16 protein-coding genes are annotated in these 13,773 nt (G+C 53.7%); 9 read left to right on the top strand and 7 right to left on the bottom strand.

Features of this window, described 5'->3' with window-relative positions; translation table 11 throughout:
* Nucleotides 1-144 precede the first annotated feature (144 nt).
* Nucleotides 145-669, top strand: a complete 525-nt coding sequence (locus EE896_RS05595) for a GNAT family N-acetyltransferase (protein ID WP_003848913.1) — start codon at nt 145-147, stop codon at nt 667-669.
* 117 nt (nt 670-786) lie between these two features.
* Complete coding sequence (alaC, locus tag EE896_RS05600; RefSeq protein ID WP_078804639.1) at nt 787-2,019, top strand: alanine transaminase; 1,233 nt, start codon at nt 787-789, stop codon at nt 2,017-2,019.
* A 51-nt stretch (nt 2,020-2,070) separates the two neighbouring features.
* Here the strand turns inward: alaC and ypdK are convergent, their stop codons facing one another.
* The 3 genes from ypdK to EE896_RS05615 all read right to left on the bottom strand — a co-directional run bounded on the left by ypdK (nt 2,071) and on the right by EE896_RS05615 (nt 4,978).
* A complete protein-coding gene (ypdK, locus tag EE896_RS05605; protein ID WP_099257831.1) occupies nt 2,071-2,145 on the bottom strand; it encodes a membrane protein YpdK in 75 nt (24 codons plus the stop codon).
* A 203-nt stretch (nt 2,146-2,348) separates the two neighbouring features.
* Nucleotides 2,349-3,377 (bottom strand): HlyD family secretion protein, encoded by a 1,029-nt coding sequence (locus EE896_RS05610; protein WP_105098936.1) that lies wholly within the window; start codon nt 3,375-3,377, stop codon nt 2,349-2,351.
* Nucleotides 3,378-3,379: 2 nt separating this feature from the next.
* Nucleotides 3,380-4,978 carry an MFS transporter gene (locus EE896_RS05615; RefSeq protein WP_140915722.1) on the bottom strand — a complete coding sequence of 533 codons (1,599 nt, stop codon included), beginning with the start codon at nt 4,976-4,978 and terminating at the stop codon, nt 3,380-3,382.
* 149 nt (nt 4,979-5,127) lie between these two features.
* On the opposite strand from EE896_RS05615, the gene EE896_RS05620 reads away from it, so the two are divergent.
* From EE896_RS05620 to EE896_RS05635, 4 genes are all read left to right on the top strand, one after another.
* Complete coding sequence (locus EE896_RS05620; protein WP_003848922.1) at nt 5,128-5,907, top strand: IclR family transcriptional regulator; 780 nt, start codon at nt 5,128-5,130, stop codon at nt 5,905-5,907.
* A gap of 13 nt (nt 5,908-5,920) precedes the next feature.
* On the top strand, nt 5,921-6,373 hold the full coding sequence (locus tag EE896_RS05625) for a universal stress protein (RefSeq protein WP_003848924.1): 453 nt from the start codon (nt 5,921-5,923) through the stop codon (nt 6,371-6,373).
* A gap of 9 nt (nt 6,374-6,382) precedes the next feature.
* Entirely contained in the window at nt 6,383-7,189 is an 807-nt protein-coding gene (locus EE896_RS05630; protein WP_003848926.1) for a hypothetical protein, read from the top strand.
* Nucleotides 7,190-7,463: 274 nt separating this feature from the next.
* Nucleotides 7,464-7,745 carry a lipoprotein gene (locus EE896_RS05635; RefSeq protein WP_003848928.1) on the top strand — a complete coding sequence of 94 codons (282 nt, stop codon included), beginning with the start codon at nt 7,464-7,466 and terminating at the stop codon, nt 7,743-7,745.
* A 75-nt stretch (nt 7,746-7,820) separates the two neighbouring features.
* Here the strand turns inward: EE896_RS05635 and EE896_RS22360 are convergent, their stop codons facing one another.
* Complete coding sequence (locus EE896_RS22360; RefSeq protein ID WP_008926513.1) at nt 7,821-7,994, bottom strand: hypothetical protein; 174 nt, start codon at nt 7,992-7,994, stop codon at nt 7,821-7,823.
* A 263-nt stretch (nt 7,995-8,257) separates the two neighbouring features.
* On the opposite strand from EE896_RS22360, the gene EE896_RS05640 reads away from it, so the two are divergent.
* Entirely contained in the window at nt 8,258-9,133 is an 876-nt protein-coding gene (locus tag EE896_RS05640; protein ID WP_140915723.1) for an SMP-30/gluconolactonase/LRE family protein, read from the top strand.
* A gap of 48 nt (nt 9,134-9,181) precedes the next feature.
* On the opposite strand, the gene EE896_RS05645 is transcribed toward EE896_RS05640, so the two are convergent.
* Nucleotides 9,182-10,408 carry an L-lactate MFS transporter gene (locus EE896_RS05645; protein WP_140915724.1) on the bottom strand — a complete coding sequence of 409 codons (1,227 nt, stop codon included), beginning with the start codon at nt 10,406-10,408 and terminating at the stop codon, nt 9,182-9,184.
* Nucleotides 10,409-10,699: 291 nt separating this feature from the next.
* On the opposite strand from EE896_RS05645, the gene EE896_RS05650 reads away from it, so the two are divergent.
* Nucleotides 10,700-10,933 (top strand): hypothetical protein, encoded by a 234-nt coding sequence (locus EE896_RS05650; RefSeq protein WP_003848934.1) that lies wholly within the window; start codon nt 10,700-10,702, stop codon nt 10,931-10,933.
* Between the two features lie 36 nt (nt 10,934-10,969).
* On the opposite strand, the gene EE896_RS05655 is transcribed toward EE896_RS05650, so the two are convergent.
* On the bottom strand, nt 10,970-11,869 hold the full coding sequence (locus tag EE896_RS05655; RefSeq protein ID WP_008926510.1) for a DMT family transporter: 900 nt from the start codon (nt 11,867-11,869) through the stop codon (nt 10,970-10,972).
* 177 nt (nt 11,870-12,046) lie between these two features.
* On the opposite strand from EE896_RS05655, the gene EE896_RS05660 reads away from it, so the two are divergent.
* Nucleotides 12,047-12,925 (top strand): helix-turn-helix domain-containing protein, encoded by an 879-nt coding sequence (locus EE896_RS05660; protein WP_008926508.1) that lies wholly within the window; start codon nt 12,047-12,049, stop codon nt 12,923-12,925.
* Between the two features lie 295 nt (nt 12,926-13,220).
* On the opposite strand, the gene EE896_RS05665 is transcribed toward EE896_RS05660, so the two are convergent.
* On the bottom strand, nt 13,221-13,703 hold the full coding sequence (locus EE896_RS05665) for an Hcp family type VI secretion system effector (RefSeq protein ID WP_008926507.1): 483 nt from the start codon (nt 13,701-13,703) through the stop codon (nt 13,221-13,223).
* Between the last annotated feature and the right edge of the window lie 70 nt (nt 13,704-13,773).

The raw sequence follows: 13,773 nt of genomic DNA on the forward strand, positions 1-13,773 counted from the left end.
ACGGCAATCCAGTAAAAAGAGGAAAAGTTGAGTGGAATAAAGGGGAACAGTTTTTCACGCTGGTCGCTGTGAAGCCGTTTTGCTATGTTGCGCGATGACGCGCGCCAGTAACCGCTGGAAAACCGTGCCCATCGGGAGCCACAGATGCAACTTGTCACCGACAGATTAACCCTGAGTAAATTACAACCCGAAGACTGGCAACTGTTTCGTGCCGTCCATGAAGATCCCGACACCATGAAATGGGTAAGCGAAATCCCGGATGAAGCGGATATCCGCCAGCGTTTCACCCAGCGTCTGGCACCCTGGCAGCCGGGCAGTTTTCATATGCTCTGTCTGGTGGCAAGACGCCAGGACAGCGGTGAGCCCATTGGCCTGTTTGGCTGCAGCCCGGAATGGGAGCCGTATCGTCAGGCGGAGGTGGGCTATATGCTGCTGCATCGCCACTGTGGTCAGGGCTATGGCAGCGAAGCGCTGGCGGCGCTGTGTCAGTTTCTGCTTGAAGCCGATTTTCACAAACTCAAGGCGATGGTGATTGAAGGGAACTGGGCGTCACGCCGTATTCTGGAGAAAAACGGTTTTCAGCTGGAGGGCACGCTGCGGGATAATTATCTGCTGGATGGCCACTGGGTGAACGATTGGCTGCTGGGACGGCTGAATCCGCAAAAATAAAAAAATTTTCCGCCACCCTCGACAAAATGATCCTCGCCACGTTATGTTCGTAACGGGTCACAGCAGTGACCCACGTCGCTCGGACGGTCCGGGCGCTTACGTAATGCAGAGGACATCATGGCTGATAACAGCACACCCCGTCGTTTCTCGCGTATTGAACGTTTACCCCCTTACGTTTTCAACATCACCGCTGAACTGAAGATGGCTGCGCGTCGGCGCGGCGAAGATATCATCGACTTTTCAATGGGCAACCCGGATGGTCCGACTCCGCCTCACATTGTCGAAAAATTATGCCAGGTGGCGCAGCGTGACGATACCCACGGTTATTCCACCTCGCGCGGCATACCGCGTCTGCGCAGAGCGATTTCGCGCTGGTACGCTGAGCGCTATCAGGTGGAGATCGATCCCGAATCTGAGGCAATTGTCACCATCGGCTCCAAAGAGGGGCTGGCGCATCTGATGCTGGCGACGCTGGATCATGGTGATACCGTACTGGTGCCCAATCCCAGCTATCCGATTCATATCTACGGTGCAGTGATTGCCGGAGCGCAGGTGCGTTCGGTGCCGCTGGTGGCGGGTGTCGACTTCTTCAATGAGCTGGAACGCGCTATCCGTGAAAGCTACCCCAAGCCAAAAATGATGATCCTTGGATTCCCATCCAACCCGACCGCACAGTGTGTGGAACTCGACTTTTTCGAGCGGGTGATTGCGCTGGCGAAGCAGTACAACGTGCTGGTCATCCACGATCTGGCTTATGCTGACATCGTTTACGATGGCTGGAAAGCGCCGTCGATTATGGAGGTGCCGGGCGCGCGTGATGTCGCCGTTGAATTCTTTACCCTGTCAAAAAGCTACAACATGGCAGGCTGGCGTATCGGTTTCATGGTGGGTAATAAAGAGCTGGTCGCCGCGCTGGCGCGTATCAAGAGTTACCATGACTACGGCACCTTTACGCCGCTACAGGTGGCAGCCATTGCCGCGCTGGAAGGGGATCAGCAGTGCGTGCGTGACATTGCTGAGCAGTATAAACGCCGCCGTGATGTGCTGGTCAAAGGCTTGCATGAAGCGGGCTGGATGGTGGATAACCCCAAAGCCTCGATGTACGTCTGGGCAAAAATTCCCGACCATTATGCACATCTGGGTTCGCTGGAATTTGCTAAACATATGCTGCAGGAGGCGAAAGTCTGTGTTTCCCCTGGTATCGGTTTTGGTGACTATGGCGACACGCACGTGCGATTTGCGCTGATTGAAAACAGCGATCGTATTCGTCAGGCAGTGCGGGGAATTAAGGCGATGTTTCGTGCCGATGGCGTATTGCCGGGCAGCATGAAAACAGAAGAAGAGAGCTGACAGCCAGCAGGGGCGACACGATGGTCGCCCCATGGCGGCACTGTCACGCCATTACTTCAGCAGCAGAACAAAGGTTCCGAACCAAAGTAACGCGAAAAAAGATATTCCCATCAAGGCATATTTCACAAAGCAACTCCTCTGAGCGGTTACGATGATGGCGATCCCAAACCAGTGCAACGCGAACAGATGTGGAAAAGAGATCGCCATTTCAGTAATGGTCTGCTCTCTTCCGGGTCGATCTGAATAACTCTCAGAACAGGATCAGGCGCTAATTTACGCGTAATCCCACCCAAATGAAATAGGCCCGTTCTGAGATATTGCTCACAATATTAGGGCGCCTCGATTTCAGGGATCGCCGACATGCCGACACGTAACTGAACCAGATGCGGTTGGTCGCCATCCAGCACAATTTTCACCGGCAGACGTTGAACGACTTTAGTGTAGTTGCCTGTGGCGTTATCGGGAGCGATCGCTGAAAAAGTTGCACCAGTGGCCGGTGCGATGCTGTCCACATGACCGGTAAAGGTCTCGCCTGGCAGGGCATCAACCCGGATTCGGACCCGCTGTCCTGGGCGCACATCGCTTAACTGCGTCTCAAGGTAGTTAGCCGTAATGTAGGTTTGCTGCAGGGGGACCACGGCCAGCAGACGGGTTCCGGCTGAAACGTATGCGCCTGTCCGCACCGCACGCTGACCCACCATGCCGTCAACAGGAGCCGTAATGCGCGTGTAGGAGAGATTCAGCCTGGCCTGATCGACGCTGGCTTTGGCTGCGGCAACATCTGCTTCTGCTGAACGCACCGCCGCCTGTAATACGCCCACCTGTTTTATTGCCGATGCCAGTGCAGCCTGACTCTGATGGACAGCTGCCAGCGCCGAGCGCTGATTTGAGCTGGCCTTTTGCTGATCGTCAGCGGCGACGGTGCCGCTTTTATAGAGGCGGTTATAGCGATCGGCGCTTTGACCCGCATACTGCGCAGAAGCCTGACTTGCCGCGACGCTGGCTTTCTGCTGATCAATCATCGACTGCTGCTGTTCCAGTTGAGCCTGGCTGCTCAGCAGTTTCGCCTGACTCACCTGCAGGTCAGCTTCAGCACTCTCCAGCGCCACCCGATAGTCACGGTCATCCAGCGTTGCCAGCAACTGGCCCGCTTTGACCTGCTGATTATCCTGCACCTCAACATGGCTTATGTAGCCCGAGACTTTCGGTGCTACCAGGGTGTAATCCGCATTGACGTAAGCATCATTGGTGCGGTGATCGTTGCTGGTCATCATCGTCCAGACAACAAAGGCAATGGCCAGTAACACCAGCAGCAGCAGACTCAGCAGCAGGGTTCTTCTCATTTCAAAAGTACGCATATTCAGTTATTCCGGGAGGGGTGTTGAATCAAAGTTTGAGGCGGCCAGACCCGTTTTGGCAGGATGGCGGTAAGCAATAACAGGCAGGCGGCAAAGCCGGTCAGCATCAGCCAGCTGTCGCTCAGGCTCAGGATCGTGGCCTGATGCCGGACCAGGGTGGCGAATCCGCTGAGATTATCGCTGGCGCTGATGCTGCCATCCGGCAATAGCGGCAAACTGCGGCTGGCTTGATCGGCTGTTGGCGCGGTCATCAGCCAGCTGCGGCTGGCGGCCTGATTAATCAGGACACTGGAATGAAATTGCTCACGATGAGAAAGGAAAACCTCAACCAGCGTGGAGGCGGCAATACTGGAAAACCCGCGTACCGTGTTAAACATCGCGGAGGCAAAAGGGCCTTCAGGTGGGGCCACAACGCTGGTGGCACTCATCAATATCGGCAAAATGATCATCGGTTGTCCGAACGCCTGCAGGATTTGCAGCAGCCAGAAATTCTGTCGCGCCCAGTCACTGGTGATCTGCGAGCCCAGCAGACAGGCAGTCACCAGCAGGCCGACGCCCGCCGTCAGCATCCAGCGGCAATCAATCCAGCGGATATTGAGCAGGGCAGCAATCAGTGGCGCGATGAGCAATTGTGGCAGGCCTACGGTCAGTGCCAGCGGGGCAAACTCAAGGGTGCGAAAGCCGCTCACCTGAGCAAAGTAGGCCGAAGGCAGCGCGGAACCTGAAAGCCCCAGGATGAGCACGCAGGCCAGCCCCAGCAGGCCGTGCGCCAGGTTGGGCCGTCTGAGCATCTGTAATTTAAACAGCGGCAGCGGGTGAAACCACTCATTGATCAGGAAAACCAGCAGCAGCGGCAGCGCGGCGAGCAGCATACCGGCGATCAGTGGCGAGTTCAGCCAGTTAAGACGTTCCCCCTGGGTCAGCACCAGCACCAGCAGCGCGACAGCAATGCAACCGGTCACCATGCCGAACAGATCGATCTGCTGAAAACGTTCCGGACGCAGCGGGTCCTGCGGTATCCCCCAGCTAATCAGCACCATCGCAATCAGCATGCCAGGCACCACCTGCCAGAACACCATGATCCAGCTGACATGGTCGGTCCATATTGAGGCCAGCGACGCTGCCATATTGGGGCCAAACGTCGCGGTCAGGGCATAGCCCGCCAGGCCGAACAGCTTAAAAGGCGGCGGCAGAAAGCGCAGAGCAACAGTCATCAGCATCGGCGGCAGTGCGCCGCCAAACAACCCCTGCAGCACGCGCAGGCTGATAAACAGCGTGGGATCCGGCACCAGCGGCAGCAGAATGCCGGTCAGCATAAATCCCGCCGACACGCCGAGTGTAAAACGCCGCAGCGACAGGGTGACGGCAAACCAGGGGGCAATCATCATCGCCGCAACTTCTGCCGCCTGATAGCCGGAGATAATCCAGCTACCCTGATCGAAACCGATGCCGATTGCGGCACGGATATCAGCCAGCGCGATATCACTGACGCGGTCGTTCAGCCCGGAGGTCAGCGCAGCAATAAGCACGCCGATCAGGCCCAGAGCTAGTCGGAGTGTAAAAGGATGAGGAGCCGGCGGCGTGGCGGGCTTAGCGTTCATTACTGGCAATCTCGTTATTATGATGCAGTGTACTGCAATGTGGTACAGGGCGTAATATTACATCCCGGTATGCTGTATTGCAATGTGGTACAGGCTGTAAAAAGTGCGGCATTCGCGTTACAGTAAGGCAGCTCAAACAGGACGACGCTATGGCACATCAACCCTCCAGCCGCGAGGATGAAAAAACGGGCGGTATCCAGGTCATCGCCCGTGCGGCAAAAATTCTTAATGCGCTGGGCGAACAGCCGGGCGGCATGAGCCTTGGCGAGATCGCTCAGGCGGTGGAACTGCCCCGTTCAACGGTGCAGCGCATTGTCGCTGCGCTCGACAGCGCAGAGCTTGTGCGCAGCAGTGGGGCGGGCGGATTGCGTCTGGGACCTGCCCTTTTAAAACTGATCTCCAGCGTGCATACCGACGTGGTTGATCTGGTCAGTCCGCTACTGGAAAAACTCTCTTCGGATACTAATGAAACGGTCTCGCTGGCGCGCGCCAGCGGCAGCCAGCTGGCGATTATTCACCATGTCGTGGCGTCACGTGAACTTCGGGTTGTCCCGCATATGGGACTGAATCTGCCGCTCTACAGTACCTCCGGGGGACGGGCGTTGCTGGCACTGGAGTGTGAAAAAGATGTCCGGACGATTGTTGGCGACGCCTGGCAGGAGCTGACCGATCAGACGGTGAAAACATTGCCACAATTGCTACAACTTATCAGGGAAGTCCGCGAAACCGGTATCGCCGTGGATCGCGGTGAAACCCTGGAAGGGATCTCTACCATGGCGTTTGCGCTGGATACGCTGTTTGGTCGCTTTTCTGTCTCTTTACTGGTGCCCTCTGCTCGTTTTCTGCGACATGAAGCGCGTTTTCGTGACGAGATGCTGAAGTGTAAAGAGGCGCTGGTGCGTGAAATCGGCAAAGTTGCCGCGATTTAAGGATAAGCATCTGATGAAAACCCTGCTGATGGCCATAGACCACTCTCCGGTTGCCGGGAAAGTGGTTGCCTTGACGATTGAAGAAGCGCTGGCACATCGCGCCGATGTGGTGGTGCTGTGCTGCGTCGATCCTGCCTACTCCTCCTGTAATCAGCCGATGGAAATCGATGCGGGTGAAGACCCGGCCGATTTTGTGGCAGCACAGGATGAGCAAAATACGGCGGAAATGGTGGTGCGTCATGCACTGGCACCGTTACTGCGCGCTGGCATTAATGCGCGTGGCGTGATCCTGGCGGGTGAGGCGGCAGATACCATTGTTGCCCAGTCACAACAGCTTAAGGCAAGCATGATTATCATGGGACGTCGCCACCTCTCTTCGTTTAACAGATTATTAAAAGGCTCGGTCAGCGCAGCGGTGATTGAGCGTGCTCACTGTCCTGTGCTAATCGATGTGCGTAAGGATTAACCCCGCAGCATGAATTCTCTGCTTTTTATTACGCTGGCTGCGTTTTCATTGCTGGCGTTGATCGTTATTGTGCTGATCAAAACGACCCGACTGCGTTTGTGGCAGGGGCTGCTCATTTTTCTGCTGCCCCTGATCATGGCTAATCTGCTCTGGTTCAGCTGGGTCGCGCCGCATCAGTTGCAGGCAAGCCAGCATGAGCAGGCAGTAAATCAACTGGCAAAGATGCCAGGCTATCGCGTGCTGCAAACGCAGGAACCCGCGCTCTGGTTATTGCTGACCCAGGAGCTGACCCGTCGAATCCGTGCAGGCGAGCCCGCTCTGCAGGCAACAGGTGAACTGCGTGGCTGGCTGATTGAGGTGGTCAACCAACGGCTGATGCGCGCAACGGATGCAGCGGTGGTTAACTATATCGGCGTCTCAGTAGAAGAGATGCGGGCGCTGAATCAAATCGATCCGGGTCTCTGCTTCCGTTTTCTCTATCCGCAGGTGAGTGGAGGAATTAATTTACAGACTACGCTACCGTCTTCGCTGAATCGCAAAGAAGCGGATGCCATGGAGCAGTTGCTGCTTAACAGCCCTCCGCCCGAAAAGCCCCTCGATAAGACGCAGGCGCAGGATGATCTGCAAAAGATCGTCGGACGCCTCTTTCTGAAATGGGGCGACAAACTGCAGCAGCTGAATATGCCAGCTGACACGGCAGTGGATCGCTCATCGCTGTGTGGCATGTCCATTGATCTCTACAGTGCCATTCTGGCATTACCTGACAAACGCGCCGCTAACCTGTTACGTAGAATGGTGGCAATGACGGGCCAGTAAGCGACCGCGGAATAGCGGGCAAAAAAAAGCCCGCTAAGCGCGGGCAGGGAAGAGAGAGGAACAGCTTTTTTATTTTTGGCATTTCCTGGTGTGGTGCAGTCTTCGTTTCGTCTTGTCTGAGTACATCCTGTCATTTCTGGCACGATAGCGATAGCCGTTTAATCGTATTACATTAATCGGCAAAAGCTTCTCAATTTTTAATTTTCGCGCATAAATCCTATGGATGATCGACATGCTGCGTCATACACTGCGCGGCAACGTGAGGACAACAACTATGAAAAAACTAATTACCGGCGCAGTAGCGCTGATTTTGCTGAGTGGATGTACTGCCAGCAAACCCGGGGCATTCGAACGTGTTGATGAAGATCCGGATTCAAATACCGTTCAGTACCGTTTTGACCCGGCAAAGGTCAATCGTGACGCAATGGATATTGATCTGGCGAATTACTGCAGCAGTAAAGGATTTGATAAGGTCGAAGCGCTGCCTGCCGAGGAGAGTCATATTCCGGGACTGAAGAAAGCGTGGTTCCAGTGTAATTACGCATTGAAAAGTTAAATAAAACGGGCGGGATAAATATCCCGCCCTTAAAATGTAATGCTTTTATTTTATGCTGTGTGACATCTTTGCCCGTCAGTGGCGATAGTAACCGCCATGATACCCTTCGTGATAACCTCCATAGTAGCCTCCATGATATCCGCCGCCACCACCGCGATGCCAGCCATTGTCGTGTCGTGGGCTGATGATACAACCACTTAATAACGTCATCAGTGCAACGACAGAAGCGACTTTAATTAATCTCTTCATCGGAAGCTTCTCCTCTTTTCCAATGACTACGACACTACGCCGGAAAAGTGGAGTGAAGATGCAGGCTTTGTAGAGTTATTTAAGAAGATATGACGGAATATTTCAAAATGCTGAAGTGTGCGGTAAGGGGAATTAAAGACATCGGAATGAACTGAATAATAGATACTATCAAAGAGAATAGTCTCAAAATCAAGCGAAAATAATTCTCATTTAAAAGTTTTTACCACTACATTATTAGCATGTCAGTTCAATGGGAGAGAAACATGCCGCATGACGTTAAAAATATTCTGGCTTTACAGGCAGAGCTGGGCGAATGCCCGCTCTGGTCAGTGGAGGAGCAGGTGCTCTACTGTGTCGATATCCTGGCACCGGCCATTCACCGTTTTAATCCAGTCAGCGGCGAGCTGCAAACCTTCCCGCAGGCGGAAGAGGTGGGATGTATTGGGCTGCGTGAGCAGGGCGGGATAATAGCGGCACTGCGCGGCGGTGTCTGGCTGCTGGATGCGCAGGGTAAGCCGGAGAAAAAGGTCGCAGAGAATCCCGGTATCGCTGCGCAAAGTCGCTTTAATGATGGCCGCGTTGATCCCTGGGGTAACTTCTGGTGCGGCAGCCTGTGGGAACCGCAGGACAAAAACGGCGGCCTGCTGTGCCGTGTGACGCCTGACCTGAAGCTGGAGGTGAAGGCGTGCGACATTAAAATTTCCAACGGGCTGGCATTTTCTCCTGACCGACGCTGGATGTATCACAGCGACACGCCGAATGAGGCACTCTATCGCTATCCGCTGAATGAGCAGGGCGAACCGGGTGAGCGCACGCTGTTCCGCCGTTTCGACGCGAAGGGCGGGCTACCGGATGGCGCTGCTGTGGACAGTGAAGGATTTTACTGGTCTGCACAGTTTGATGGCGGACGCGTGGTACGTATCGATCCGCAGACCAGCGAAATCGTCGATGAGATCCTGCTGCCGGTGAAGTGGCCAACCATGGTGGCCTTTGGCGGTGCCGATCTTAAAACGCTGTTCATTACCAGTTCACGTGAAGATCGCACGGAAGAGGAGCTGGCACGCTATCCGCAGTCCGGCGATATCTTTGCAGTAGACCTGACGGTGGCGGGAATGGCAGAGCCGCGATTCCGCGGTTAAACGACTACGGGCCGCTTAATCGCGGCCCGTAGTCATTGTCAGTAAGCGTTAATGGCGTTGCAACACCGGTTCTGCTGTGACGGAACTCTGAGGTAAGCGGATAGTGAGTGACAGGAACAGCGAGATGACCAGCAGCGTCATAATCAGGCTGAAGGTGACGGTGAAACCACCAAACAGTGAGGCGACCAGTGAACCCAGCACGCTACCGATACCAAAGCCGAGATAGAGCAGACCGTAATTTTTAGTCAGGTTGTTGAGCCCGAAGAAGTCACTCACCAGCGATGGGAACACTGTGATAGTGCCGCCAAAGCTGAAGGCGACACAGGCGAGTGACAGGAAGAAGGTCATCTCATTCATCCGGGTAAACAGCAGCACGCTCATTCCGATCAGAGACACAATTTGCGCCAGTGAAATGACTCTGATGCGCATCATTTTGTCAGAGAGCACACCCAGTACCAGACGACCGCTCAGGTTGGCAATCGCGATCACTGTTACTGCGCTGGCAGCTGTCTGCGTGGAAAGATGCACCATGCCTTCGCCGATATCCTTGGCAACGCCTATCACATAGAGGCCGCTCATACAGGCGGTCAGGAACATCAGCGCCAGCATCCAGTACTGCGGCAGACGTACCGACTGTGCCAGCGTGTAATCCCGCGTATGTTGCTGACCTTTAGTTGAGGTTCCGATCTGCTGCAGTGGTGCTTCACGCATCAGCAGCGCACCGAGAATAATCATCGACATCGCCAGCACGCCCCAGATCATGAAGGTCTGTTCCAGACCCACCGTCGCCAGCAGCGCCCCGCAAATAAATTTAAATCCCAGGCTGCCCAGACCGTATGCCCCAATCGCACAGGCAGAGATCATTCCTTTGCGCTCAGGGAACCACTTCACGCAGTTAGACAACGTCATCAGGTAACCTGCGCCATCGGCCAGACCGACCAGCAAGCCGGCACTGAAATAGAGCATCATCAGGTTATTTGCGTGAGCGGTGAGCCAGAAACCCAGTGCCATCAGTACACCTGCACCGATAGTGACGCGGCGTACACCAAAACGTTCCTGTAATTTACCGGCCAGCGAAGAGGCGATAGCCAGACCTAAACTCAGCAGGCCGAAAGAAAAAGCGACCTGACTGACGGGGGCATCCAGCTTCTGTGACAGCTGGCCATTAAACAAACTCCATGTGTAGACTGACCCCAGCGCGAACTGAGTGATTACCGTGCCGAACAATGTAAGCCAGCGGGAACGCTGGTAAGAAGCCTGTTGAGTCTGGTTCATGATTTTTCTCTCCCGTCCGGGAATCTGGAAACTGCGGTCAGAATAAAGCCGTGCTTCGCGTGCGTGTGTAATAAAGGCATGAATAGAACGGATCAGGGAATGAAATGCTCTTCAGAGGGTATGAACGACATCGTCACAGGTGCAGCGACGGGGCGTAACGGGAAAAGTAACCAATACGGCATCATGATGTGTAAGCGTAATTAGCCGTAAGATAATGTTTCATTTCGCTGTTTCTGTGAGCGGGTTTCCAGATTATTTGCCAGACTTACAACTCACTTAACAGGAGGAAATATGAAAGACCGGACATATGAATCCAATAGCAGTGAGGATGACGTTTGCTGCATCATCGGTCAGGCGGTGATTGAACTCAGTACAGAACAGCAGCCTGTGACTAAATCGACCCTGGCATTGAAACTGCTCTCCATGGCCGATCGTGATAGTGACGATGAGCGTGTTCTGCTTTACTGGATTGCGCGTAAAGCGATCAATCAACCACAGAAACTTCTTCAGCAGCAGTCGGCGTAACGCCCATCCGGACGCGGGCCTTAGCCCGCATTCATGTCAGATAATGACCCGGCGACGGCTTGCCGGCCAGCGGGCAAACATCACAACATTGCCCAGCAAAATCATGACAAGGCCAGGGATGGCGCTGGCATGCCATTCGTACCCTTCGTATCGGGTGGAAAGTGCCAGTGCAACCAGCGGAAACAGGACAGTTGTATATGCAGCACGACTGGCTCCGATGCGACCGACCAGCGTAAAGTAGGCGCCAAACCCTATCACTGACCCTACCAGAGCCAGATAAGTTAAGGCTCCCACCCACTGGGTATTCCATGCTGGCTGCAGCGAAATCCCCTGTGCCAGCGAGACAAGGGCCATCGCAACCGCACCGTATAACATGCCGTAACTGTTAGTTGTCAGTACGTCGCGTTTCAGACGCTGATGTCGCTGACTGATCATATTGCCGAATGAAAATCCCAGGGTGCCCAGTGCACTCAATCCAATGCCCCATATCAATTCTGCCGAGGCCTGCGTGCTGCGCAGATCGTGCCAGAACAGGGCAACAATGCCTGCCATCCCCAGCACTACCGCCGGAATCAGACGTGCAGAGGGGCGCTGACGGAAGAATACCCAGCTATTAATGGCGTTATACATGACAGCCATTGAGAAAATCACTGACTCCAGTCCGCTGCTGATATAGCCGGACGCGTAATAGAAACAGACAAAGTTGAAGCCAAAGACACAACAGCCCTGCAGCATACAAAAGAGATGATCCTGCAGTGTCAGTCTGTGCAGCCGTTTTATCAGCGTAAGCAGCAATAGCATGACCAGTGAAGCCAGCAAAAACCGCCAGAACACCGCGACGACCACGGCGTTATCGCCCGCAGACTGTTGCGCGTAAATCGCGATCCAGGTCGTGCCCCAGATAAGTACAACAGAAAGATACAAAAACAGGTTCATGCCAGATTCTCCGATCTAAACCGTTGATTCTGCATCTGCACTGCGTTCTGGTCTTGCAGGGCATTGCGCCGGATTTGCAAAATCTTGCGCATTTTTATCCTCCGTCCCAATGTGACCTGTTCTCTGTCCCTTACAATCCGTAAACTGATCTTCTGTTTTATCTGAACTGATACTTTGATGCGTACCTACCAGACCTTTGAAATGCTGCAACGTCACAAAGCGCAACTGCGTGACCATGTGCATCTTAATAGTGGCATTCAGCTGGCAGCCTGGTTCAACAGCGGCGATCGCGTCACCAACCTCAGCGATCATCACACCCTGAGCCTTTATGTCGCGGGCGGCTACGATACCTGGCATAAAACCCCACACGGCTGGCGTAATGGTGGCGCACCGGATCGCTTCTGTCTGATGCCGGCAGGCACGGAATCAACCTGGGATCTGCGAGCCGATCTCGCCTTTGTTCATCTCTATTGCAGCGAAAACCAGCTGCGGCAGCTGGCCGAACGGGTCTGGGACCGCAGCCCGGCGCAGTTAAATCTGCATGAAAAAATCTTTTCCACTGATGACCGCATTACCCAGCTTTATCGGCACTTTCTTCTGAGCAGTGACTGGCAACAGCCCGCAAGCCAGCTGATGCTGAGCAGTGCATCCACACTGCTTCTGACCCATCTATTGCAGCACTACAGCGAAGTCAGGTGGCAACTGCCACAGGTGCGTGGCGGACTGGCGCCGGCGGTATTACGACGTGTTCTGGAATTTATTGAAACCCATCTCGACCAGCCTTTAACTCTGGCGGTGCTGGCGCAGGAAGCGGCATTAAGTGAGTTTCACTTTGCCCGTATGTTCCGTCACACCACGGGCGAAGCGCCACACCAGTTTGTGATGCGCCGTCGTATGGAGCGCGCACGGACGTTGCTTGAGCGACCTGACCTGACGCTGACCGACATTGCTTTTCAGTGTGGATTCCACTCTTCATCACACTTCAGTCATCGTTTTCGTCAGGTTTATGGCATGACGCCTTCGGCGTGCCGGCGGGGGAGTTGTCAAAATTTCTAAACTTGCCGCTATAGATACTGATTTCAAGCCACACTGAATAACCAGTCCTGGATTACCATTTAGCCAGTCGGCAATGATTCTTCAGAGCATTAAAACTTTTTTGAGTTCTGGCTTAACATATGAGTCTTAATTTTCATTAATGCTTCATGAATGTGTCAAGAGTGTCTCATCGGATTAAGAGTTATACTTTGAGAAACATTCTTATGGGCAGATAAAATATGAAGGTGCCAATCTTGATGGACACCTTAAATAAAAAGCTTCGGAACGTGTTAAACCATCTAATGTTCTTGAGACATTACAGTTCTTTGTTACCTTTAATATCCCACCCTGACTGAGTTTCAGCGCCTTTGCCGCCACTCGCAGACTGTTCCCAATACTGTGTTCTGACTTTAGATGCCTGAAACTGATATGAGACTCCGATAAGGTCACGATTTGTAGTGCCATTGAAAACCACATTAGTGATAAGGACGTCTTCAAGCGTAATGCGACAGTACTCAATCTGGCTGCCTCCGGCTTTACATACTGAAAGCTCAACTTTGGCGACATGTTTGCCGTTGGATACGTAGCGCATTATCGCTGGCGTAGCTTTGTCAATAAGTGCCTGAACCGACAGGTCCCGGTACTGAACTTTTCCTGCGCCACCACCGCCTCCAGCAGACATATTCCCTGGTTGGTTTGCACCCCAGGTGAAAGATTCAATAGCAATCCAGCCTTTATGGTTACTATCCAGTGATTCGCCTGTGATGCCATCGATTTTTAAGAAGATGTCTGTACTCATAGCTGGTCCTTTTGCTTTCCCTGTGTAAGGGAATCTGATTAAATAAACTTAACGATACGTATAATGACAT

Origin of the sequence: Pantoea eucalypti, from assembly GCF_009646115.1 — a bacterium.
GTDB lineage: Bacteria > Pseudomonadota > Gammaproteobacteria > Enterobacterales > Enterobacteriaceae > Pantoea > Pantoea eucalypti.

What these genes read in the sequence shown, in the direction of transcription:
- EE896_RS05665 (WP_008926507.1), bottom strand. Translation starts at nt 13,703, where the DNA reads ATGAGTACAGACATCTTCTTAAAAATCGATGGCATCACAGGCGAATCA.
- alaC (WP_078804639.1), top strand. Translation starts at nt 787, where the DNA reads ATGGCTGATAACAGCACACCCCGTCGTTTCTCGCGTATTGAACGTTTA.
- EE896_RS05595 (WP_003848913.1), top strand. Translation starts at nt 145, where the DNA reads ATGCAACTTGTCACCGACAGATTAACCCTGAGTAAATTACAACCCGAA.
- EE896_RS05630 (WP_003848926.1), top strand. Translation starts at nt 6,383, where the DNA reads ATGAATTCTCTGCTTTTTATTACGCTGGCTGCGTTTTCATTGCTGGCG.
- EE896_RS05610 (WP_105098936.1), bottom strand. Translation starts at nt 3,377, where the DNA reads ATGCGTACTTTTGAAATGAGAAGAACCCTGCTGCTGAGTCTGCTGCTG.
- EE896_RS05645 (WP_140915724.1), bottom strand. Translation starts at nt 10,408, where the DNA reads ATGAACCAGACTCAACAGGCTTCTTACCAGCGTTCCCGCTGGCTTACA.
- EE896_RS22360 (WP_008926513.1), bottom strand. Translation starts at nt 7,994, where the DNA reads ATGAAGAGATTAATTAAAGTCGCTTCTGTCGTTGCACTGATGACGTTA.
- EE896_RS05650 (WP_003848934.1), top strand. Translation starts at nt 10,700, where the DNA reads ATGAAAGACCGGACATATGAATCCAATAGCAGTGAGGATGACGTTTGC.
- EE896_RS05655 (WP_008926510.1), bottom strand. Translation starts at nt 11,869, where the DNA reads ATGAACCTGTTTTTGTATCTTTCTGTTGTACTTATCTGGGGCACGACC.
- EE896_RS05620 (WP_003848922.1), top strand. Translation starts at nt 5,128, where the DNA reads ATGGCACATCAACCCTCCAGCCGCGAGGATGAAAAAACGGGCGGTATC.
- EE896_RS05635 (WP_003848928.1), top strand. Translation starts at nt 7,464, where the DNA reads ATGAAAAAACTAATTACCGGCGCAGTAGCGCTGATTTTGCTGAGTGGA.
- EE896_RS05640 (WP_140915723.1), top strand. Translation starts at nt 8,258, where the DNA reads ATGCCGCATGACGTTAAAAATATTCTGGCTTTACAGGCAGAGCTGGGC.
- EE896_RS05615 (WP_140915722.1), bottom strand. Translation starts at nt 4,978, where the DNA reads ATGAACGCTAAGCCCGCCACGCCGCCGGCTCCTCATCCTTTTACACTC.
- EE896_RS05660 (WP_008926508.1), top strand. Translation starts at nt 12,047, where the DNA reads ATGCGTACCTACCAGACCTTTGAAATGCTGCAACGTCACAAAGCGCAA.
- EE896_RS05625 (WP_003848924.1), top strand. Translation starts at nt 5,921, where the DNA reads ATGAAAACCCTGCTGATGGCCATAGACCACTCTCCGGTTGCCGGGAAA.